Origin of the sequence: Paucibacter sp. KBW04 (genome assembly GCF_003852425.1) — a bacterium.
In the GTDB taxonomy this organism is placed as follows: domain Bacteria; phylum Pseudomonadota; class Gammaproteobacteria; order Burkholderiales; family Burkholderiaceae_C; genus Paucibacter_A.
Genome location: NZ_QAJN01000009.1, coordinates 1 through 21,277 on the forward strand (window position 1 = coordinate 1; position 21,277 = coordinate 21,277).

Here is a 21,277-nt window from a genome sequence, read left to right on the forward strand (position 1 = left end):
AGACCAACGACGGCTAAAACCTTCAAACTCATCACTTTCCTCACAATTGTTTTGTACTTCAAATAGTTTGGGAATGTCATCCCCTTACCCTGACCGATATCTGTGTCTTACGCAATCAAAAAATACAGATCAATCAAGCCACGTCGCGGCGGAAGGAGCAGGTGCACTTGCATCTCTTTCCGCCAAAAGGGGTGACACACCAACACCCGGCCATTGAATGCCAATTACGGCGCAACTCCAGCGAACACACAGTTCTCCACGCGGCGCATACAAACCGGTAGTTTCTCGAAAAATTCCGCCGACTCGCTCAATACCAAAAATCCATGAGCAAAACCGAGAGGCACCCAAACTTGACGGTAATGCTCGTCGCTAAGTTCTGTTCCTGTCCATCGACCGAAGCTGGAGCTAGAACGACGAATGTCGACGGCTAAGTTATGCACTTTTTCTTGAATTACACGCACTAACTTCCCTTGAGTATGCGGCACGATCTGATAGTGCAAACCACACAAAACACCTTTCGCAGATCGGGAGTGGTTATCTTGAACAAGGCCGATTTGCTGCCCCACTGCCATACTAAAAGCTTGTTCGTTCCAGCTCTCAGAAGCGAACCTTACCCCGTCACCTATAACACTGGGTTCGATGATGAGAACTTCGGGCAACGTTTCCGGGATGACCTTCGTCACGTTGCCGGGGTGACCTTCATCTTCAGTAGGCCTTTTCAGCCAATAGCTTCTGCAAATATTGGCCATAACCATTTTTGGCTAAGGGCTGGGCCAGGGCAGCGAGCTGATCTGCAGTGATCCAGCCGGAACGGAAGGCAATTTCCTCTGGACAGGAAACTTTTAGGCCTTGGCGCTTTTCCAGCGTGGCAATGAATTGACCCGCTTCGAGCAGGCTGTCATGCGTGCCCGTGTCGAGCCAAGCGTAGCCGCGGTACATTATTTCGACCTGTAGCTCTCCCTGGCGCAGATACTGTGCATTGATGTCAGTAATCTCCAACTCACCGCGCGCGCTAGGCTGAATGCTCGCTGCGATATCGCAAACTTGCTCATCGTAAAAATAGAGCCCAGTGACAGCGAAATTACTCTTGGGTTTGAGTGGTTTTTCTTCGATGGACAAAGCCTTCTTACCCGCATCGAAATTGACCACACCATACCGTTCAGGATCGGTCACATGGTAGGCAAAAACAGTGGCGCCGGTAGTCGCTCGGTTTGCCTTTGCCAATAAGTTCTGAAAATCGTGCCCGTAGAAGATATTGTCGCCTAGAACCAGAGCGCTAGGGGCGCCGTCAATGAAGTCCCGCCCCAGGATGAAAGCTTGGGCCAAGCCATCGGGACTGGGCTGAACGCAGTAGCTTATATTGAGCCCCCAACGTTTTCCGTCCCCTAGTAAAGCTTCGAAGCGAGGGGTGTCTTGTGGGGTACTTATCAGCAAGATGTCCCGGATACCCGCCAACATCAGCGTGGTTAACGGGTAGTACACCATGGGCTTGTCATAGACCGGCAGCAACTGCTTGCTCATCGCCAGAGTGGCGGGATGCAAACGAGTACCTGAACCCCCTGCGAGGATAATGCCTTTGCGGCTTTTAGTCATAGATATCTCCTTGATGGCAATAAAGGGTCTCACTTAGCACCTGAAGCTGAAGGAGCCTCAAAAACTCACGCGCGAATCCTTGCCGCCAATAAGTCGGCGTCGATCAGGAGTTTCTCGTACGTTGGTTGTAGGTGACCCAGAATTCAGAAGTGACTGGGCTAGGGCTGGGGCGTCACAAGAACTAGTTGCTAACGAATGACTCTTCTTTAAGGTGACCGCTCAGGCCTGGTACTGCTGCGCGACCCAGTCGCGGTAGGCGCCGCTTTGCACGCGGGCGACCCACTCAGGGTTGTCCAAGTACCACTGCACGGTCTTGCGGATGCCTGTGGCAAAGGTCTCGGCCGGGCGCCAGCCCAGCTCGCGCTCGATCTTGCGGGCATCGATGGCGTAGCGCCTGTCGTGGCCGGGGCGGTCCTTCACATAGGTGATCAAGCGCTTGTAGCTGCCGGCTGCATCGGGGCGCAACTCATCAAGAAGCTCGCACACGGTGTGCACAATCTCCAGATTGGTCATCTCGTTCCAGCCGCCGATGTTGTAGGTCTCGCCCACGCGGCCACCCTTGAGCACGGCGCGGATGGCGCTGGCGTGGTCGGTGACGAAGAGCCAGTCCCGTACATTCTTGCCGTCGCCGTAGATGGGCAAGGCTTTGCCAGCCAGGGCGTTGACGATCATCAGTGGGATCAGCTTCTCGGGGAAGTGATAGGGCCCATAGTTATTGCTGCAATTGGTGGTCAGCACCGGCAGGCCGTAGGTGTGGTGCCAGGCCCGCACCAGATGGTCGCTGGCGGCCTTGCTGGCCGAGTAGGGGCTGTTAGGCTCGTAGGTCTTGGTCTCGGCGAAGGGCGGGTCTTCGGCGCTCAAAGAGCCGTAGACCTCGTCGGTCGAGACATGGTGAAAGCGCCAGGCCGCCTTGTCCTCATCGCTCAAGCCGCTCCAGTAGGCGCGAGACGCTTCCAGCAGGGTGTAAGTGCCCTCGATATTGGTGCGCATGAAGGCACCGGGGCCGCTGATGGAGCGATCCACATGGCTCTCCGCCGCGAAGTGGATCAGGGCGCGAGGGCGATGCTGGCTCAGCAACTGATCCACCAGGGCGCGGTCGCAGATATCGCCCTTCACAAAGGTGTGGCGGGCATCGCCTTGCAGCGAGGCCAGGTTCTCCAGATTGCCGGCGTAGGTCAGCGCGTCCAGGGTGACGACGGGCTCATCCGAGGACTTGAGCCAGTCCAGCACGAAGTTGCTGCCGATAAAGCCGGCTGCGCCGGTGACGAGAATGGTCATAAAATTATGTAAATAAAAACAAATCTTGGCGCTCTATTGCTTGATAAATGATTCTCAAGCCTTAGCCACTTGTACCGGCCACCACCAAAAAGGCAGTTAAAAACTTCAATCTCGCATCAAGCTGATCCTGCAACTCTGAGATAACCCAGACCTACTCGCGCCAGCTCATCATGCAAATGGTCAGTGAGCGGAGCCATGGATTGCTTGGCATGTTCAAGCAAGTCCAGAAGCCGCTCAATTTCAGCGTTTTGTTGAGCCAAGCAGGCGATTCTCAAGCGAGATATGCCAGTAGGAATCGTGTTATCCGAATCGGCGAGCAATTCCTCAAACAGCTTTTCTCCAGGTCTAAGTCCAGAGAATTCGATTCGAATATTGGCCGATTCCCGCCCAGCCAGCCGAATCATGTCGCGAGCAAGATCCAAGATTTTAACCGGCTCCCCCATATCCAAAATCAACACCTGCCCCGACTCTCCAATCACCGCAGCCTGCACGACTAAACGGGCGGCCTCGGGAATGGTCATGAAGTAGCGAGTGATGTCAGGGTGAGTGACAGTGACCGGCCCGCCCTTGGCGATTTGTTCTTTGAACTTGGGGATCACGCTTCCGCTGGAGCCCAAGACATTGCCGAAGCGCACGGCCATGAACTTGGTGGCGTGGCCTTGGCCGGCCATATGGCTGATCACCAACTCCGCTGCGCGCTTGGTGGCTCCCATGACGTTGGTGGGATTCACGGCCTTGTCGGTGCTGATGAGCACAAAACGCTCCACCCCATGCTCGGCCGCGGCCGTGCAGGCGTGGAAAGTCCCCAGGGTGTTATTGCGCAGGCAGGCCCAGGCGTTGTCCACTTCCATCAGGGGCACATGCTTGTAAGCGGCGGCATGGAAGACGATTTGCGGTTTGTACTTGCCGAAGGTGTAGCGCAGATGCTCCAGGTCCTTCACATCGCCAACCAGGCGCACCAGAGGGATGCGCGGGAATTTCTCGCTCAGTTCCTGTTCAATCGTGTAGAGCGCGAACTCGCTCATCTCGTAGAGCACGATCTTGGAGGGGCCGTAACGGGCCACTTGCCGGCACAGCTCGCTACCAATGCTGCCGCCGGCGCCGGTGATCAGCACGACCTTGTCGTTCAGGCATTCGCTGATGCCGGCCTCGTCCAGTTGGACCGGCTCACGGCCTAGCAAATCCTCTGGCTGGATGTCGCGCAGTTGGTCGACCTTGCTGCCCGCCCTCAGCTCGGCGCTGCTGGGCACGGTCAACACGGGCAGGCCAGTCTTGCCAGCCAACTCCAAGAGCTGGCGGCGTTTGCTGAGGTCTGCCGAGGGCATGGCCACGATGATGTGGGTGATGCCATGCAGGTCAGCGAAGCGCTCAACCTCGCTCAGGGGGCCTAGGACGGGGATGCCCGCCACACGGGAGTCCTGCTTGGCACTGTCGTCGTCCAGCCAGCCCACCACCGTCCAGCCTTGATGTTGGATGCCAGCCACCAGCAGACGGCCAGCCTGGCCAGCACCCAGAACCAGGGCGCGATGCGCTTCGGTCGCACTGCCGTTGATACGGGCTCTCAAGTGCTCGTAAAGCATGCGGTAGCCCAGGCGCATCATGGCCAGGCCGATGATGCTGAAAACCGGGTGCAAGGCCAGCACCGAGCGCGGCACGGCCTGCAACTGCGCCATCAGGACGACGACAGCGCCGACGACGCCAGCCGCCGCGCAAGCCAGGGTCACTCTTTGCACCTCGCCAAAGCCGCTGAAACGCCACATGCCCTTGGGCACTTTGAATAGCCACAGGCTTAGCAGATAGAGTGCAACCAAGCCCGCGATGACCCAGGCGTCGTAGTCTGGCCGAGCGGAGATCCAGCGCTCAAAGCCCAGGCGGAACAGATAAGTGGCCTGCCAGGCCAAGAAGATCATCAGGCCGTCCAACACCAAGGACAAAGCCTCGCGGCGCGGACGTATGCGGGTCAGAAATGCGTCGAGTGATTGCCAGAACATAGGCATTGATTGTCGGTGCAATAAAGGAGGCAAGCGCCTGGCAGTCTTTGTGATTTAGAAGAGCCGCCGCAGCGTGGCCAAAATCAGCCGGACATCGGTCCACAAGCTGGCCTGCCGCACATAGTCACCGGCGATCTTGAGCTTGGCCGGCAAGATGACGTCCACGTACTCTCGCTCCGGGTCGGCAGCGCGGGCCAGAATTTCGCTCTCATTGCGAAACTGCAGCGAAGCCGGATCGGTGATGCCGGGCCGCACCGACAGCACAAGCTCGCGCTGCTCAGGCGTGTAGAGCGCCACATAGCGCGGCACCTCTGGGCGCGGGCCCACCAAACTCATGGCACCGCGAAACACGTCCCAGAGCTGCGGCAGCTCATCGAGCTTGGCAGCGCGTAGCAGGCGGCCGCTGCGGGTGATGCGAGGATCCTCGCCCACCGTGATTTGCGGCCCCAGAGCTGGCGCGTCCACCCGCATGCTGCGGAATTTGTGGATGTAGAAATGGCGACCGAACCGCCCTACCCGCTCCTGGCGGAACATCACCGGGCCAGGCGAATCCCATTTGATCCACAGCGCCAGCAGGATCAGCAAAGGGCTCAAGAGCAGCAGGCCCAGACTCGCGCAGACGATGTCAAAAATTCGCTTGGCCACATTCAGCTCAGCGCAATGCGCCGCACGGCCGCAATCACCCGCTGCACATCGGCGTCCGTCATCGCGGTGTAGAGCGGGATGCTGATGCTGCGCTCATAGGCCTTTTGCGAATGCGGGAACTGCTCGGGCGTCAAACCATAGCGATCACGCCAGTAAGGCTGTTGATGCAGAGGGATGTAGTGCACGCTGCAACCGATGCCGGCGGCATACATGGCCTCGATGAAAGCGTCGCGGGCAATGCTGGCTTCATCGCTGAGGCGCAGCACATACAGGTGCCAGGAATGCACATCGCCTTCCGGCGCTTGAGGCGGCAGGATCAGAGGCAGGTCAGCAAAGGCTTCGTTGTAGGCCGCAGCGATCTGCTCACGCCGAGCCTGGAAGGCAGCAATGCGCTTGAGTTGGTGCAGGCCCAGCGCCGCTGCGATATCGGTCATGTTGTACTTAAAGCCCGGCGCCACGATCTCGTAGTACCAGCTGGGCACGGTCGCCGTGAAGCGGTCAAACGCGTCGCGACTCATGCCGTGCAAGCGCATCACCCGGGCGCGCTTGGCCAGTTCGGCATTGCGGGTCACCAGCATGCCGCCCTCGCCCGTCGTCATGGTCTTGTTGGCGTAAAAGCTGAACACGGTGGCGTCGCTGCCCATGGTGCCGATCAGCTCTTTCTCCAGCGTGGTCGGCAAGGCATGGGCGGCGTCTTCCAGCACCCGCAGGCCGTGGCGGCGGGCAATGTCCAGAATCGCCAGCATGTCCACCGCCAGGCCCGCGTAGTGGACCGGAATGATGCAGCGGGTCTTAGGCGTGATGGCCGCCTCAACCAGCTTGGGGTCGATGTTCAAGGTGGCCGGGTCGATGTCCACCAACACCACATCGGCGCCCAGATAGCGCACCACCTCGGCCGTCGCAGTGAAGGTGTGGGTGGTGGTGATGACCTCGTCGCCCGGGCCAATGCCCATAGCCTCCAGAGCCAGATGCAGACCGGCCGTGGCCGAGTTGACGGCGATGCATTCGAGCTGCGGCTCATTCAAGAAGGCGGCGAAGTCGGCCTCGAAGCGCTTTGCCTTGGGGCCGGTGGTGACCCAACCCGAGCGCAAGGTGTCCACCACCTCATTGATCTCGTCCTCACCGATCTCGGGCAGGGCGAAGGGCAAGAAGGGCAGGTCGGATTGGGGCTGATTAGCACTCATGGTTTTTCAATCAAGCACAGCACATGGCTGCGCAGCAGGGGCAGGCAATTGAGCAGGGAATAGGCGGCGGGGTGAATCTTGTTGCAGACCCAGCGCGCCAGCGGCGGCGCCAGGGTCAGGCGTTGACTGCACAAGCGCGCTGCCGGGAACAGCTCTCGCACGCGCCGCAGCGGCACCCCGCGCACATCCGGGTTGCGGGGATTGTCGACGATGAAGTCATACCAAAGCACCGCGCCACCGGGCTTGAGCCAGCGCCACATGGCCCTGGCCAGCGCCTGCTGCACCTCGTCGCTCAGCAAAGACGAGAACACAGTCGATTGCAACACCAGATCCTGGCTGGCCTCAGGCACAGCCGCCGTTGAGGCATCGCCCAGATGCAGGCGCAAGGCGGCGGGCAGCATGGGCCGCGCCAGGTTCAGGCGCTCGGGCAGCAGTTCGATGCCGGTCAGGTGTTCGGGCCGTAGCCCAAAGCGCAGCATCTCCAGCAAATTGCCGCCAGCGCCGCAGCCTACCTCGGTCAGGCGCCAATCGGCCACTTGGCCGGGGCGCTGAGCGAGCAGACGCAAAAGGGCGCGCTGGCGCTCCTGCAGCATCTGCCAGACCTCGGGCTTCAACAGGCTGTAGCGATCCTCAAGATGCGCTTGGCTACGTCTGGCATAGCAGTCGGCCACGCGCTCCAGCTCTCGCCCATGCTCGCCTTGACTCACGGTTCAAGCGCCTTCAAAAAACGCTGGGCCAGGATGGGATAGGTGTGGTTCGCCAACACAAAGGCACGGCCGCGCTCGCCCATGGCTTTCAGCTCTTCTGCCGACAAGGCGGCCAGGCGCAAGGCACCCGCTTCCACCGCGGCCGCATCTTCGGGTGCCACGGTCAGGCCGGCGCTGGCCTCAAGCACAGGGTCGTTCCCGGCTTCCACCGAGTGCAGCACCGGGCGGCGCGCCATCATGTAGTCCATCAGCTTGTTCGGCGCGATGCCGAAGCGATAGATGGGCGTGCGCTGCCAGCCGATGTAGGCGATGTCGAAGTGCTCCAGCAGGCTGGGAATCTGCTTTTTGGGGATGGGCTCAAACAGGGCCACGTTGCTCAGGCCCTCTGCCCTCACCCGCTCCGCCAAGCGTGATTTCTCATGCCCGCTGCCTACCAGCACGATGGCGAGCTGAGGTGCGCTGTGCTGCAGGCGCTTGGCCGCGTCCAAGAGCACGTCCAGGGCATTCGGCAGTCCGTGCGATCCGGCATAGCCCAGCACCAGGCGGCCCTGGGCCTTTTGCTCGCGCAGGTGATTGCGCAGCGCGCCCTCGGCCAGGGGTTCAGCGGCCGTGGTCCACTCATCCAGGGTGATGCCATTGGGCACGATGGCCAGCTTGGCCAGATCCAGGCCATGCGAGGCCATATGGTCCTGCACCTTGGGCAACATGGAGATCACCACATCCGCATCGCGATAGGCGTCGTTCTCCGCCTTTTGACACAGCAGCGCAAAGGGGTGCAGGGGCGACATACCCGAGAGCTCGATGGGCGATAGCGGCCACAAATCATGCACCTCGTAGACCAGCTTGGCTTTGGCCATACTTGCGATACGCCGCGCCACCCAAACGTCCATGGGATAGGTGCTGGACGCGATCACCACATCGGGTTCAAAGTCCCGCGCCAACACGTCGGCATCACGCCAGACCTGGCGGCAAAACGACCAGATATTGCGGACCCGACCCAGGCCATTGCCCTGGTAAGCCGGCGTCTCGTACCAGCAGTAGCTCACGCCCTCGATGATCTGCACGCCGGCCTGCGGCTCTTTGGCTCGCACATGGGACTGGGTGGAGCCCAGAATCAAAACCTGATGCCCCATGCGCCGCCATTCCCGCGCCAGATAAAAAGGGCGGAACTCCATGCCGTGCTGGGGTGAGCCGGCGTAATGGTTGATGAGCAAAATCTTCACGGCGGTGTTGTCTTCTTCTCTGATTCAAAAGCCCGCAAGCGGGCCAGAAAGCGCAGCACGGCCGGTGCGAACAGGCCGTGGCGGTTCACCCAGTCGCGGTTGGCCAGGCCTATGGCCTCGGCATTTGGCGCCAGCGCCAGCAACTGGCCGTGCAGGCCGGGCAGATTCGCCTCGTCCAGGATCAGGCCACGGGGCTGGGCGGCCGGCGCCGCTGAGTCCAGCAACTCGTGGTTGGCCGGCAAGTCCGACAGAATGGGCACACAGGCATGCGCCATGGCCTCCAGCACCGAGACGGCGACCGAGTCGCTCTCAGGCAGGCTCAAGTACCAGCGCGCACGGGCGTAGTGGCTGGCCTGGGCTTTGGCGTCGAGACGGCCGACAAAGCTGACTTTGGCGGACAGACCCAGACTTGCAACCTGAGCTTCCAGCGCAGGCCGCAGAGACCCGTCGTTAGCGACGACCAAGCTGGCCTCAGGCTCTCGCGCGGCCACGGCGGCGAAGGCGCGAATCACCAGGTCTGGACGGTAGATGGGCTCCAGGCCGCGATTCGCAAAAAAGCTCCAAGGGGCTTTGCGCACCCCCAGCTTGGGCATGGCCTCAAGACCAAAGGGGAAGGTCATCACCTCGTGCGCATCCAGCTCCTGCATACGAGCCGTCATATGCTGGGAGTCCGAGGTGCAGAGGTCGCAGGCCCGCAGCACATTGCGGGTCAGCCAGCGATAGGCCCAGCTCTGGTTTGGCGTGACCAAGATGTCGCTACCCCAGGCCGAGCCCACAATGTGCGCGCGCAGATGCCAGACCCGCTTGGCCATCCAGGCCAGGGTGCCGTGTGAAGTCAGGTAATGCGCATGCAGCCAATCGGGATTGACCTGGGCCAGCCAGGCGCCCAGCTTGGGGAGTTGCTTGAGCAAGGCGATATTGCCGCCACCATGCTCGGGCGAGGTATTCAGGGCCAGGCGCTTGGTCGCCGGCACGATGACTTCAAACTCGGGCGAGAAGCCACGCGAAGAAGCGGCCCAAAGATCCACCCCAGGCGCGGCCGCCAGGGCGCGCGCCCACTTGAGCAGATGCGGGCTCTCGCCGTCACCGATCAAAACCAGCTTCATGGCTGCGCCCCCTCGGGGGGCTTGGGCAGCTCGCCCGCCCAGGCGAGGTAATGCGCTTGCAACTCGGGGTGCTCGCGCAGCAAGCGCTCGTCCATGCGGCGGGTGTCCCCCACCTGCTTGGCGGGTTGGCCGGCCAGGATGGCGAAGTCCGGGTGCTTGCCGCTGACCATGCTGTAGGCCGAGACAATGCTGCCCCGGCCCAGCACCGTGCCCGGCAAGAGCGTGGCGTGGGCACCGACGAAGGAGTAATCACCAATCTCCACGGGCGCGGTGAAGTAGGCCTTCTTCTCGGCCGTTTCAACATAAGCACGGCCATAGAGGCGAATGGCCGCATGGCTGGAGTGCGTGAAGATGCCGGTGAAGAAACCGATCTGGCAGCCCTCACCGATGCGCAGGCCATAGGTTGCATCGAGCACGCTGAAGTGGCCGATGAAGACATGGTCGCCCACATCCAGCCGTTCACGCGCGAATACATGGCTGGTATTGCTGATGCGGGTATGCGGCAGGAACACCCCGTCCCCGCGCACAAAGCCGCCCACCATGCGCGTGCCCCAGGCCCGCGAGGCCAACATCTTGAGTTGCTGATAAGGGCGGCGCCACCAAGGCGCTTTGAGATTGCTCTTCATGCCATCAAGCCTCCACCCGCTGCCGCACCTGCTTGGGCCCGCCTTGGCAGAGCCCAAAAAAACCAGCTGAAATACACCGTCATTGCCACCGAAACACCCCAGGCCGCGCCCCACAAACCGCCCAACTGCAGGCCCAAGGCCAGACCCAAAACAAACAAGGCTTGGCCCGCCAAGGCCAGGCGCAGGGCCCAGGCCTGCTGCTGCCAGGCCATGGTGGCCACCGACAGGGGCGAAGCCACAAAATGCAGGGCGATATAGGGCGCCAGGCCGCGCGCCAACATGCCGGCATCATGCCAGCGCTCACCAAACACCCAGGTGAACAGGGCCGGGCCGAAAGCCATCAGACCCAACATCAAGGGCAGGGCCAGCAGGCAGAGCAAAAAAGTCAGCTTGCGCACCAAGGCCGCGGCCTCCGCCGCGCTCTGCGCCGCCACTAGGCGCGGGTAAAGCGCTTGCGACAAAGCCCCGCCCACCAGACCGGCGGGCGCCTTCAGATAGCGCAGGGCCAAGGCCCAGTAGCCAGCCGCCGCATCACCACTCCAGGCCGCCAGAATCAGCATCGCCAGGCTGTCCTGCAAGGCACCCGCAAAAGCATGCGGGGTGTTGAGCAGGGGGAAGTCACGGTGCTTGCGCGCCATGGCAGCCAAATCCTCGCGCTGCACCTGCCACAGCCGCAGCCAGCCCGCCTCGGGCGCTGGCCGCGCCAGCAAGGCGGCCGTCAGCAGGCCAGCCAGGACGGGGCCCAGCAGCAAACCCCAAACCCCAAAGCCCAGCAGACCCAGGGCCAGCTGAATCAAAGCGCCGCCGCCATAAAGTAGCACCCGCCCGATGGCCAGCAACTTAAAACGCTGGGCTCGTGTCGCCCACATCGTCAGCCATTGGGTGGCGCCGCCGGCCAGCACGGCCAAGGGCATGAGCAAGGCCGAAGACTGTTGCTGCCACAAGGCCAGGCCCAGACCCAGCAACACGCTGACCGCGCTGACGGCCAAGAGCACCCGGGCGCACAGCGCCATCAGCACGCGGACCCGGCTCTCCCCCGTCTCCAGCGGCAAGGCGAATTCATAGCGGGCGCAAGCCACCACCGCCACATTGCTGGCCAAGGCCCAGACAAAGGCAAATTGCCCAAACTGGCCCGGCGTGTAAATGCGGGTGAGCCAAGGCCCCAGCAGCAGGGGCAAAAGCTGGGCCAGCGCACCGCCCAGCAAAAGCGTCAGGGTGGATCGCAGCAGGCCGGAGCGCTGGTTCGCGCTCATGCGCTCATCGCTCCAGGCCGTCCAAGGCTTGGGTCAAGGCCTGAATCACCTGATCCTGCTGCACCTCGCTCAAATCGGCACTCATGGGCAGGCTCATCACCCGCTGCGCGGCACGCTCGGCCTGCGGGAAGCGATGACCCTGCGCCCACTGGGCATAGGCGGGCTGCTGATGCAAGGGCTTGGGGTAATGCACGGCCGTGGGCACGCCGGCGGCGCTGAGACGCTCCTGCACCTGGCTGCGCGCCTCGACCGACAAGGTGAACTGGGCCCAGACGCAGTTGCGGTCGGGGCGCAGCACCAGCTTTTGCACCGGCAGGCCATCCAGCAGCGCTTGATAGCGCGCACCAATTTCCAGGCGGCGGGCAATCTCCCACTCGAAACGCTCCAGCTTGGCCAGCACCACAGCGCATTGCAAGGTGTCCATGCGCCCACCCACGCCCACCCGGGTGTGGGTGTAGCGCTGGCTTTGGCCGTGCACTCGAATCTCGCGCGCGGCCTGGGCCAGGGCATCGTCATCGGTGAACAAAGCGCCGCCGTCGCCATAGCAGCCCAGGGGCTTGCTGGGGAAGAAGCTGGTCGCGCCAAAGGTGGACAGGCCGCAGCTCTTGCGCCCCTTGTAGCTGGCGCCAAAGCTCTGGGCCGCATCCTCGATGACGGGCAAATTGCCGTGGCGGGCGGCAATCGCATTGATCTCGTCCATATCGCAGACCTGGCCATACAAGCTCACCGGCATGATGGCGCGGGTGCGCGGGGTGATGGCGGCTTCTATCAGGCTCACGTCGATATTGCAGGTGTCGGGCTCGATGTCCACAAACACAGGCACCCCGCCCAGCAAGACGATGACCTCGGCCGTCGCAGCGAAGGTGAAGGGCGTGGTGATGACCTCATCGCCCGGCTTGAGGTCCAAGGCCATCAAGGCGATCAACAAGGCCTCGGTGCCGCTGGAGACGGTGATGCAGTGCCGCACGCCCACAAAGGCGGCCAGCTGGTCTTCCAGCTCCTTCACCTCGGGGCCCATGATGTACTGACCGTGATCCAGCACGCGCTGGATGCGGGCGTCGACGCTGGTTTTCAGCGCAGCGTATTGGGCCTTCAGGTCGATGAATGGCAGGGCTGGCTTGCTGCTCATGCTTGTTTTCCTTGTTCTTCTTCGCTTAGCAGCAGAGTCACCTGAGCGCCTTGCAGGCGGTAGCGGTCGCCGGTATGCGGGCAGCTTTCTTCGCCCTCACCTTGCAGGGGCAAATGGAGACGCTCACCAAAACGGCTCATCCAACCGATCTGCCGGGCCGGCACGCCCACCATCAGGGCAAAGTCTTTGACGTCCTTTTGCACCACGGCGCCGGCACCCACAAAGGCATAAGAGCCAATCGTGACGCCACAGACGATGGTGCAATTGGCCCCCAGGGTGGCACCTTGGCGCACCAGGGTTCGGCGGTACTCGTTCTTGCGCGCTACGGCCGCGCGCGGGTTGTAGACATTGGTGAACACCATGCTAGGGCCGCAGAACACATCGTCCTCCAGCGTCACCGCGTCATAGACCGAGACATTGTTCTGCACCCGCACGTTATTTCCCAGGCTCACATCGTTGCCGACATAAACGCCCTGCCCCAAGGCGCAGCCCGCGCCTATGCGGGCGCCGGAACTCACATGGGCGAAGTGCCAGACTTTTGTGCCCTCGCCCAGCTGTGCGCCTTCGTCGACGATGGCGCTTTCGTGCTTCCAATAGCTCATGTCAGAACACCAAGGGCAGGCCGACGCGCTGGCCATCGCGGGCCGAACGGTAAGCGGCGATCAAGATCTCCAGCGAGCGCAGGCCTTCATAGCCGTCCACGGCCGCATCGGCCTCGCCACGCAGGGTCTTGATGACGTTGTCGTAGTAAAGCGGGTGGCCAAAGCCATAGACGCTGGTGGTCTCGTAACTGGCCGCCTTGATGGCCGCGTCCTCGGGCCGCTCATCGGCGAACTGCCAATGCTCGATCTTGTTGACCGCCGTGCCGCCGATCTTGACCGTGCCTTTTTCGCCCAGGATGGTGATGGAGCCTTCCAGATTCTGCGGATAGGTCAGCATGGTCACATTGATGGAACCCAGCCCACCCTGGCGCAGGCGCACGCTGAGCACACCGGTGTCCTCGGCCTCGATATCCCGGTCCAGGGTGGCGGTGTAGGCGTGCACGCTGTCCACCGGGCCGACCAGCCAGTCCAGCAGATCGACGTAATGGCTGGCCTGGTTCATGAAGGCGCCGCCGTCCAGATCCCAGCGGCCGCGCCAGGGGGCGGCGTCGTAATAGCTTTGCGGGCGGGTCCAGAACACATTGACGGTACTCAGGAAAATGCGGCCGAAGCGACCCTCTTGAATAGCTTGGCGGACGGCCTGAACCGTGGCATTGAGGCGGTTTTGCTTGACCACAAACAGCTTCACCCCCGCGTCCCGGCAGGCGCGCACCATGGCCATGCCCTCGTCGAACTTGGTGGCCATGGGCTTTTCGCTCAGCACATGGCGGCCGCTGGCGGCGACTTGAATCGCTTGCTGCGGGTGCAGGCCGCTGGGCGTGGCCAGCACCACCACATCGGCGTCCGTGTTGGCCAACAAGGCGTCCAGGCTGGCAAAGCCTGCCGCACCGGTCTGGGCCACAGCGGCGGCAAGGGCCTCGGGGCGCGTATCGCAGACGGCCACCAGTCGAGCACGCTCGCCGTGCGCGGCGATGGCTTCGATATGGTTCTTGGAAATACGGCCGCAGCCCACCAAGGCAAAGCGAATGGGGCGATCAAGAATGGGCAGGTTCACGCGCGGCAGGCTGGGATGAAAGAGGGCTGATTCTAAGAGAGTGGATGCGCTAAAAACATCGCCGCCCGCATGCGCTTGCTGCACCTGCGCCTAAAATCGCGGCAAATTCATAGAGTTGATGATGACCCAGCACACTCCCGCCGCACCGCACCACAGCCCCGTCGCTCAAGACGAGAACCAGCTCATCACCGAGCGCCGCGAGAAACTGGCCGCCCTGCGCGCCAAGACCGCCGTCCCCTTCCCCAACGATTTCAAACCCAAGCACCGCGCCCTGCCTCTGAGCCAACGCTACGGCGATCTGGACAACGAGGCCCTGGAGCCGCAGGCCGTGGCAGTGAGCATCGCTGGCCGCCTGATGCTCAAGCGGGTGATGGGCAAGGCCAGCTTCGGCACCGTGCAAGACGCCACCGGCCGCATCCAGCTCTTCGTCACCAAGGATGGCGTGGGTGAAGAGTCTTACGACGCCTTCAAGCACCTGGACCTGGGCGACATCGTGGGTGCCGAGGGCACGCTGTTCAAGACCAAGACCGGTGAGCTGTCGGTGCGCGTGACCAATCTGCGCCTGCTGACCAAGAGCCTGCGCCCCTTGCCGGACAAGTTCCACGGCATGGCCGACCAGGAACAAAAATACCGCCAGCGCTATGTGGACCTGATCACCGACGAGCACGCCCGTGCCCGTTTTGTGGCCCGCTCCAAGGCCGTGTCCTCGATCCGCAGCTTTATGGTCGAGCATGAGTTCCTGGAAGTGGAAACGCCCATGCTGCACCCCATTCCCGGCGGTGCGAATGCCAAACCCTTCATCACTCACCACAATGCGCTGGACCAGGAGATGTACCTGCGCATTGCGCCCGAGCTGTACCTGAAGCGCTTGGTGGTGGGGGGCTTCGAGCGTGTGTTCGAGATCAACCGCAACTTCCGTAACGAAGGCATCTCGGTTCGGCACAACCCCGAGTTCACGATGATGGAGTTTTATGCGGCCTACTGGACGCACCATGATCTGATGGACTTCACCGAGGAAGTGCTGCGTCACGCCGCCCGCGCCGCCACCGGCAATGCTCGCGTCAGCTATGCCGGCAAGGAAGTGCATCTGGACGAGCCCTTTGCCCGCCTGTCGGTGCGTGAGTCCCTGGTCGCCCATGCGGGCCTGACTGAGAACCAAGCCGACGACGCCGAGTTGCTGCGCGCCAAGCTCAAGGATCTGGGCGAGGAAGCCCCCAAGCACTGGACCCTGCCCGAGCTGCAATTCGGCATGTTCGAGGCCGTGGTGGAAGAAAAGCTCTGGCAGCCGACCTTCATCATCGACTACCCGGTCGAAGTCTCGCCCCTGGCCCGCGCCTCGGACACGAACCCCAAGATCACCGAGCGCTTTGAGCTCTTCATCACCGGCCGCGAGTACGCCAACGGTTTCTCAGAGCTGAACGACGCCGAAGACCAGGCCGCTCGCTTCCAAGCCCAAGTGGCGAACAAGGACGCAGGTGACGAAGAAGCGATGTTCTACGACGCGGACTTCATCCGCGCCCTGGAATACGGCATGCCCCCCACCGGCGGCTGCGGCATCGGCATCGACCGCCTGATGATGCTGATCACCGATTCGCCCAGCATCCGGGACATCATCTTGTTCCCTGCGCTGCGCCGCGAAGCGTAAGTCACTCCGCGCAGCCCGAGCCCGTTGAATTGGGGTATTCGGGCCGAGCGCCGGGCCGCCCCAAGCCGGCCCACCTGAGACCATCAGCGGCTCAATGCCGCTGATGGCCTCGTCCCCTCGGGGGACCGACCAGGCTCGCCCGCGTTCAGCGGGGCGAGACTGGGCGAGGGGTTCATCGTTTTCCGTGCTTAAAGACGGGCGCCCGCTTGTTCAAAAAAGCGTCCATGCCCTCGCGCTGATCATCGGTGCCGAAGACGGCATGGAAGACGCGGCGCTCGGAGGTCACACCTTCCTTCAGGCCGCTTTCAAAGCTGCGGTTCACCAGTTCCTTGATCAGCTGCAGGGCCGGGGCGCTGAAGCCGTTGATGGTCTCGGCGGCGGCGAGCGTTTCTTCGAGCAGCTTGTCGGCCGGCACCACCCGCGAAACCAGGCCGCTGCGCTCGGCCTCGGCCGCATCCATCATGCGGGCGGTCAGTAACAGATCCATGGCCTTGGCCTTGCCCACGGCGCGGGGCAGGCGCTGGGTGCCACCGGCGCCGGGCACCACGCCCAGCTTGACCTCGGGCTGGCCGAATTTGGCCGTGTCGGCCGCGATGATGAAGTCGCACATCATCGCCAGCTCACAGCCGCCCCCCAGGGCAAAACCGGCCACGGCCGCGATCACCGGTTTTTTGACCCGCAGGATGTGCTCCCAGTTACGGGTAATCATGTCGGTGCGCACCGCGCTTTGGAAGTCGTGCTTGGCCAGGGTCGGGATGTCGGCCCCGGCGGCAAACGCGCGCTCGGAGCCGGTCAAGACGATGCAGCCGATGCTGTCGTCGGCATCAAAAGCCAGCAAGGCCTCACCCAACTCGTCGAACAAGGGGTCGCTCAAGGCATTCAAGGCCTTGGGGCGATTGAGGGTGATCAGGGCCGTCTTGCGCGGGCCCTCGCCGTGCACGGCGGTCAAGATGCATTCGTAGCTCATGGGGTCTCCTTGGGACTTGGTGGGATCAAAAAAAGGTGTGGCAAAAATCGGGCTTAGGGCTCGGGCGCGGCTTGCAGCGGCGAGGCCTTGAGCATCAGGTCAACAAAATTCTTTTCATCCTGGCGTATGCGTATGCGCACCGGCAAGTATTGCAGGCTCGGCGCCAACCAAACCTCGGCCGTCAAATCACCGCCGCTGGCCAGCACGCTGGGCCGCAGATACCAGGTGGGCAAGGGGCCCATGGGTGTTTGCAAGAGTTCTTCGCCCACCACCTCGTAGCGCCAACGGTACTGGCGACGCGGCAAGGCCAGGGGCAGTTCCAGCACCAGGCCCGGCCGCATCTGCTCGCGCCCGGTGAGAAAAAGCCAGGTCAGCTGCACGAATTGGCTGGCCGCATCTTGCGAACCCACTGCCGACGGCTCTTCACGACCGTTGGCCAAGCGCAGACTATCGCCCTGAAACAGCACGCTGACCCGGCGGCGCTCACCCAAGATGAATTTGGTGTCTTCATCGTATCGGCGTGGCGAGATGCCCATGGGCCCGAGCACCCCATCGCTGCTCATGCGTCGCGACAGCAAGGGCGCGAAGCTGGGGCCTACGCCCACTTCCAGATGCACCTGGTAATGACTGCCCTGGCGTATCCACTCCACCTGCGCCTGGCCGGTGACGGCACCACGGTAATTGCCCGTCAGCTCATAGCTGAGCCGGGTCGAGGGCGGCCATTCGGGGCCGGGCTCCTGGCTGCTCGGGTCTTGCGGCGCGGAGGCCGCGACTGTGGGGCTGATCGGCACTTCGGCGGTGTCAGCCACGGCAGCGCTGGCGGCCAAGTCGGGCGCTGAGACAGGCTCGACATTGGGTTCGACATTGAGTTCGACCGTGGACTCAGGCATTGCCTCGGGCATAGCCTCGGGCTGCGAGGCCGCGGCCGCTGGCGTGGGTACTGAGATGGTGTGAGCTTGAGACTTGGCTGCCAGCACTCTAGGCTTTGGCGGCACAAGCGCTGCCGCAGGCTCCGCCAGCCGCAACTCCCTCACATAGCTCACCGACAGGCGCGGCGGCGCCTCATCCAAGGGCTGCCAGGACTGCAAAAGCGCTTGCAGCTCATGCCCCACGCAGCCATGCACCAGGAGTACCGGCAGCAGGATAAAAGCTACCAGCCAACGCCTTCTTTTTCGCAGGCCCGGCTTCAACCCGCCAGCCATGCGCGGCGCAGATTGGCCGCCCGCAGCGCTGGTTTTTCGGCCGGGCTCAGCAAGACGGCGGCACCCGATGCAGCGCCCTGCAAGCCACCGGCAGCGGGCAGGTCCAGGCCAATACTCATCAAGCGCTGATCGCGAGACAGCAAAAACTCCAGGCGGGTTTGGTTTGCGGCCAGGCTCAGCAAGACATCATCCAGCCGACGCAGTCGCCAGCTGTTGCAGCCCAGCAATTCGTCACCGGCCGACAAGCCCGCCTCCTGAGCCAGCGAGCCCGCCAAGACCTGCTTGATCTGCACACCGCCAAGCGCCGATTCATTCACCCGCAAGCCCAGGCGCTGGGCCACCGTGGCCTTGTCGCTCTGCCACTGCACGCCAAAGCGCTCCAGCAGCGGCGGCAGCGGCAGATCGGCCGTGCCATGCACCCATTGCCGCACATCCTCCGCCAACTCAAGCCCGGCCAACTCGGCCAGTTGGGCCAGGATGTCGGCCTCGCTGATGGGCCCGCCTTGGCTGCGCTGCCACAGGGCGCGCATCAAGGCGTCCAGGCTGGTGGCCGCCGTACCGCTGCGCAGGCTCAGATCGGTAGCCAGCGCCAGCAAAGCGCCCTTGCCGTAATAGCTGATGGTGGCGTTAGGCGTGTTCTCGTCAGGCCGGTAGTACTTGGTCCAGGCATCAAAGCTGGACTGGGCCAGGCTTTGCACCTGACGGCCCGGCGTGGCCAGCACCCCGCTCAAGGTCGTGGCCAACAGCTTGAGATAACGCGCCTCGTCGATCAGGCCGCAGCGCACCAGGCTCAGATCGTCGTAGTAGGAGGTGAAACCCTCGAAGAACCAGAGCAGCTCGGTGTAGTTCTCCCGGTCATAGTCCAGCCGCGCGAACTCCGCCGGTTTGAGGCGTTTGACATTCCAGGCGTGGAAGTACTCATGGCTGATCAAGCCCAGCAGCTGCACATAGCCGTCCGCCGTCTCGGTCTGCCCCTGGCGGGGCAGATTGCGGCGCGGCGCGATCAAGGCCGTGCTGGCGGCGTGCTCCAGGCCGCCATAGCCCTCGTCCACCGCATTAAGCATGAATAAATACTCGCCAAACGGCGGGCGCTCGCTGCGCTTTGAGGCGGGGCCATGCCAGAGAGCGATCTGCGCTTCGCAAATCTTTTGCGAGTCGCGCAGCAGGCGCTCGCCGTCAAAGCTGGGCAAGGCGCCGCTGACCACAAAGCGGTGGCGCACACCGCCGGCCTCGAAGGCTCCCTGCCAGAACTCACCCAGCTCGAAGGGGTGATCCAACAACTCGTCATAGTTGGCGGCCAAGAACTCAGCAGCGGCGGTCTGCGGCAAGGTGGTGGCCACGGCCCAGCGCGCAGGCAGCGCACCCAGGCTCAGCTGCTGCGGCTCGGCCTCACGGCCATGCACTTTCAGCAAAAGGCTGCTGCCGTTGAAAAAGCCGCGCTGCGCGTCCAAAAACGCGGTGCGCACCGAGTTGTCAAACGCATAGACCCGGTAGTGCAGAACCAAGGCACTGCGGCCGCTGCAGCGCACCTGCCAGCGTGATTTATCGAGCTGCTCGACGGCCAAGTCGCGGCTGCCCTGGCTGGCGCGCAGGCCGCTGAGGTGGCGGGCAAACTCGCGCAACAGATAGCTGCCCGGAATCCAACTGGGCAGGCTCACTTCCTGCAGCGCAGCCGGCGTCGGAATGGTCAGTGTGATCTGGTAGTAATGCTTGTGCGGCTGATCGAGGTCGACGCGGTAGCTGATGAGGGCCATTGTTCTCGTTCTCTCAAAGTCGTGGCCGGCTTGCCCGGAGGGATGGCCGTCAGCTTCCGGCCGCCGCCAAAAAGCAACTCAAGGCCGCCACCGCGCTGAGCCGGAAGCGCAGCGTCAGCCAGGCCGAAGCCCCCAGGCTTGGGTAGAGGCGGCGATCCACCAGATAGCAAACGATCAGCATCACCCCGTGCAAGACCAGGCCCGCGTAAGCCGGCATCATCACCGCCATCCAGGCCACGGCCGCGGGCACGATGCCCCAGACAAAGGGCTGAGGAGAGTGGCTGGTGCTGACGAAGGCCAGGCCCCAGTAAATGCCGCCCAGGAAGGAGATGATCAGGGCCGCGTAAGCCGACAAACCCAGGGCCGCGTAGTAATGCGCGTCCAGATTGCGGTCACCAATCAACCAAACCAGCAAGGCGCCCAGCACAAAGGGCACGAGGCCCAGATGCCCCAGCTTCATGGCCATGGGGTGCAGGGGCAAGGCGGGCGTGGAAGCCGGGTGTACAGCGGCGGCGGTCATGGTATTGAGCTTGGTGACGTTGAAATCAGGACTTGTCGGCCTTGGTGCCCACGCTTTGCAGGCGCTTTTCCAATTGGTCGGCATTCAAGGCACCCGGCACGCGGCTGCCATCTTCAAAAATAATGGCCGGTGTGCCATTGACATGGTGACGGCGGGCCAGCGCCACATTGCGCTCGATGGCGCCGTCGTCACAAGCACCCGCGGCCTTGGGCGGCACCTTGCCGTCCACCATCCAGTTCACCCAGGTCGAGGTCGAGTCCTTGGCGCACCAGATGGAGCGCGACTTGTCCGGCGAGTCGCCGCCCAGGATGGGGATGAGGAAGGTGTAAACCGTCACGTCCTTGACGTCTTGCAGGCTGCGCTCAAAGCGTTTGCAGTAGCCGCAGTTGGGGTCGGCAAACACGGCGATACGGCGCTTGCCATTGCCGCTCTTCCAGACGATGGCGTCCTTCAGAGGCAGGGCGGAGAAGTCGATCGCATTGATCTTGGACAGACGCTCCTCGGTCAGATTCTTGCGAGACTTCAGATCGAAAAGCTCGCCTTCGACCCAGAAGCTGCCGCTGGCGTCGGTATAGCGCAGCTCGTTGCCGATGCGCACTTCCCACAGCCCCGGCATGGGGCTGGGCCGCACTTCCTCGATCTTGGGCAGGCCGCTCAAGCGTTCGGCCAGGGCCTTGCGGATCACGGCCTCGTTGGCCGTGGCAGCCAGGGGCAAACAGGCCAGCAAGCTCAAGCTGAGGCTGAAACGGCGCAGGGAGTTGGGCAAAAAGCTCATTCGAATCTCAATCTCTCAACAAA

The 21,277-nt window shown here is 62.7% G+C and carries 19 protein-coding genes and 1 pseudogene; 1 reads left to right on the forward strand and 19 read right to left on the reverse strand.

The window, feature by feature from the left end:
- Window positions 1-129 precede the first annotated feature (129 nt).
- The 14 genes and pseudogenes from rfbC to DBR47_RS11585 all read right to left on the reverse strand — a co-directional run bounded on the left by rfbC (window position 130) and on the right by DBR47_RS11585 (window position 14,391).
- A pseudogene (rfbC, locus tag DBR47_RS11520) lies at window positions 130-683 on the reverse strand (dTDP-4-dehydrorhamnose 3,5-epimerase).
- Between the two features lie 22 nt (window positions 684-705).
- Complete coding sequence (rfbA, locus tag DBR47_RS11525) at window positions 706-1,593, reverse strand: glucose-1-phosphate thymidylyltransferase RfbA (RefSeq protein ID WP_124450125.1); 888 nt, start codon at window positions 1,591-1,593, stop codon at window positions 706-708.
- Window positions 1,594-1,812: 219 nt separating this feature from the next.
- Window positions 1,813-2,871 (reverse strand): dTDP-glucose 4,6-dehydratase, encoded by a 1,059-nt coding sequence (rfbB, locus tag DBR47_RS11530; RefSeq protein ID WP_124450127.1) that lies wholly within the window; start codon window positions 2,869-2,871, stop codon window positions 1,813-1,815.
- 116 nt (window positions 2,872-2,987) lie between these two features.
- Window positions 2,988-4,862 (reverse strand): nucleoside-diphosphate sugar epimerase/dehydratase, encoded by a 1,875-nt coding sequence (locus DBR47_RS11535; RefSeq protein WP_124450129.1) that lies wholly within the window; start codon window positions 4,860-4,862, stop codon window positions 2,988-2,990.
- Between the two features lie 54 nt (window positions 4,863-4,916).
- A complete protein-coding gene (locus DBR47_RS11540; RefSeq protein WP_124450131.1) occupies window positions 4,917-5,507 on the reverse strand; it encodes a sugar transferase in 591 nt (196 codons plus the stop codon).
- A 2-nt stretch (window positions 5,508-5,509) separates the two neighbouring features.
- Entirely contained in the window at window positions 5,510-6,691 is a 1,182-nt protein-coding gene (locus DBR47_RS11545) for a DegT/DnrJ/EryC1/StrS aminotransferase family protein (protein ID WP_124450133.1), read from the reverse strand.
- Entirely contained in the window at window positions 6,688-7,398 is a 711-nt protein-coding gene (locus DBR47_RS11550) for a class I SAM-dependent methyltransferase (RefSeq protein ID WP_231512266.1), read from the reverse strand. The genes DBR47_RS11545 and DBR47_RS11550 overlap by 4 nt, the downstream gene beginning before the upstream one ends.
- Window positions 7,395-8,621, reverse strand: a complete 1,227-nt coding sequence (locus DBR47_RS11555) for a glycosyltransferase family 4 protein (protein WP_124450134.1) — start codon at window positions 8,619-8,621, stop codon at window positions 7,395-7,397. The genes DBR47_RS11550 and DBR47_RS11555 overlap by 4 nt, the downstream gene beginning before the upstream one ends.
- The gene (locus DBR47_RS11560) at window positions 8,618-9,727 is read right to left on the reverse strand and encodes a glycosyltransferase (protein WP_124450136.1); all 1,110 of its coding nucleotides are present in this window, start codon (window positions 9,725-9,727) and stop codon (window positions 8,618-8,620) included. The genes DBR47_RS11555 and DBR47_RS11560 overlap by 4 nt, the downstream gene beginning before the upstream one ends.
- Window positions 9,724-10,353 (reverse strand): DapH/DapD/GlmU-related protein, encoded by a 630-nt coding sequence (locus tag DBR47_RS11565; RefSeq protein ID WP_124450138.1) that lies wholly within the window; start codon window positions 10,351-10,353, stop codon window positions 9,724-9,726. Before DBR47_RS11565 ends, DBR47_RS11560 begins: the two co-directional genes overlap by 4 nt.
- Window positions 10,350-11,606: a lipopolysaccharide biosynthesis protein gene (locus DBR47_RS11570; protein ID WP_124450140.1), complete on the reverse strand. Its 1,257-nt coding sequence runs from the start codon at window positions 11,604-11,606 to the stop codon at window positions 10,350-10,352. Before DBR47_RS11570 ends, DBR47_RS11565 begins: the two co-directional genes overlap by 4 nt.
- A 4-nt stretch (window positions 11,607-11,610) precedes the next feature.
- The gene (locus tag DBR47_RS11575; protein ID WP_124450300.1) at window positions 11,611-12,717 is read right to left on the reverse strand and encodes a DegT/DnrJ/EryC1/StrS aminotransferase family protein; all 1,107 of its coding nucleotides are present in this window, start codon (window positions 12,715-12,717) and stop codon (window positions 11,611-11,613) included.
- A gap of 14 nt (window positions 12,718-12,731) precedes the next feature.
- Window positions 12,732-13,337 carry an acyltransferase gene (locus DBR47_RS11580; RefSeq protein WP_124450142.1) on the reverse strand — a complete coding sequence of 202 codons (606 nt, stop codon included), beginning with the start codon at window positions 13,335-13,337 and terminating at the stop codon, window positions 12,732-12,734.
- A gap of 1 nt (window position 13,338) precedes the next feature.
- Window positions 13,339-14,391 (reverse strand): Gfo/Idh/MocA family protein, encoded by a 1,053-nt coding sequence (locus DBR47_RS11585; protein WP_231512267.1) that lies wholly within the window; start codon window positions 14,389-14,391, stop codon window positions 13,339-13,341.
- 118 nt (window positions 14,392-14,509) lie between these two features.
- Between DBR47_RS11585 and lysS the strand changes: the two genes are divergently transcribed.
- Complete coding sequence (gene lysS, locus DBR47_RS11590; RefSeq protein ID WP_124450144.1) at window positions 14,510-16,036, forward strand: lysine--tRNA ligase; 1,527 nt, start codon at window positions 14,510-14,512, stop codon at window positions 16,034-16,036.
- Window positions 16,037-16,208: 172 nt separating this feature from the next.
- Here the strand turns inward: lysS and DBR47_RS11595 are convergent, their stop codons facing one another.
- From DBR47_RS11595 to DBR47_RS11615, 5 genes are all read right to left on the reverse strand, one after another.
- On the reverse strand, window positions 16,209-17,003 hold the full coding sequence (locus tag DBR47_RS11595) for an enoyl-CoA hydratase (RefSeq protein ID WP_124450146.1): 795 nt from the start codon (window positions 17,001-17,003) through the stop codon (window positions 16,209-16,211).
- Window positions 17,004-17,056: 53 nt separating this feature from the next.
- Window positions 17,057-17,893: a DUF3108 domain-containing protein gene (locus tag DBR47_RS11600; protein ID WP_197047019.1), complete on the reverse strand. Its 837-nt coding sequence runs from the start codon at window positions 17,891-17,893 to the stop codon at window positions 17,057-17,059.
- Between the two features lie 296 nt (window positions 17,894-18,189).
- Complete coding sequence (locus DBR47_RS11605; RefSeq protein WP_124450150.1) at window positions 18,190-19,959, reverse strand: M61 family metallopeptidase; 1,770 nt, start codon at window positions 19,957-19,959, stop codon at window positions 18,190-18,192.
- Between the two features lie 49 nt (window positions 19,960-20,008).
- Complete coding sequence (locus tag DBR47_RS11610) at window positions 20,009-20,479, reverse strand: DUF3429 domain-containing protein (RefSeq protein ID WP_124450152.1); 471 nt, start codon at window positions 20,477-20,479, stop codon at window positions 20,009-20,011.
- Window positions 20,480-20,504: 25 nt separating this feature from the next.
- Window positions 20,505-21,254 (reverse strand): DsbC family protein, encoded by a 750-nt coding sequence (locus DBR47_RS11615; protein ID WP_124450154.1) that lies wholly within the window; start codon window positions 21,252-21,254, stop codon window positions 20,505-20,507.
- Between the last annotated feature and the right edge of the window lie 23 nt (window positions 21,255-21,277).